This window comes from Nocardia sp. AB354 (assembly GCF_049538315.1).
GTDB lineage: Bacteria > Actinomycetota > Actinomycetes > Mycobacteriales > Mycobacteriaceae > Nocardia > Nocardia nova.
The window spans coordinates 1-792 of sequence record NZ_JBMVFU010000072.1; the positions used below are offsets into that span (position 1 = coordinate 1).

A 792-nucleotide genomic window follows, 5' to 3' on the forward strand; every position below is an offset into this window, starting at 1 on the left:
GAGGCGGATCACCGCGTCGAGGACGGCGACGGCGAGCGCCTGGGGAAGGAAGACATCCATCCGGCCGGTGCGGGTGTCGGGCACGTTCACGTCGTCTCTGTGGGGTTGCTGTGCTGGTCGAGGGTGTGCCGCAGTTCGGTGTTGAGGCGTCGGGCCTCGGCGAGCTGGTCTTCGAGGATGACGATGCGGCACGCGGCGTCGAGGGCGTTGCCGGCGTCGACGAGTTCACGCACACGTGCGGCGATACGCAGCTGGTAGCGCGAATAGCGGCGGTGCCCGCCGCCCGATCGTTGCGGGGTCAACAGTTGCGCGGCGTCGAGGCTGCGCAGAAACGCTTGGGTGACACCGAGGATTTCCGCGGCGCGTCCCATCGAGTAGGCGGGGTAATCGTCGTCGTCGAGTTTGTCGGCGGCACTGGGACCGTCGGCGGAGTGGGGGTTGGGTAGTTGCACAGGGCCTCTCGGGTCAACGCCGACAGGCCCCGGCGCGGTTGCGCCGGGGCCTGGAATCTACGGAAGGGGGAATGATGTCATTACTGTTCACCAGCCCGTGAGGGCCGCTTTCACGCACCGCATCCGCTGCTTTCCCGGATGCGGAACTGATGATCGTCTATTCAGTGACCACCTCCTGGATCGCCGATATTGCTGCGGTGCTCGGACATTCGATTGTTCGGTGATGCTTCGTCCCCTTCCGGCGGGTCCGGCCGACTGCTCCGGGTCTATCTGTCATCCGCCGGAAGGGGACGGACAAGGGGAACTTACTTCTTCCGGGCAATTCACCTGCCCGGCCACT

Annotated in this window: 1 protein-coding gene; it reads right to left on the bottom strand. The window is 65.7% G+C overall.

From position 1 onward, the window contains the following. Window positions 1-86: 86 nt before the first annotated feature. Window positions 87-371: a MerR family transcriptional regulator gene (locus ACPCUW_RS35135; protein ID WP_082857175.1), complete on the bottom strand. Its 285-nt coding sequence runs from the start codon at window positions 369-371 to the stop codon at window positions 87-89. Between the last annotated feature and the right edge of the window lie 421 nt (window positions 372-792).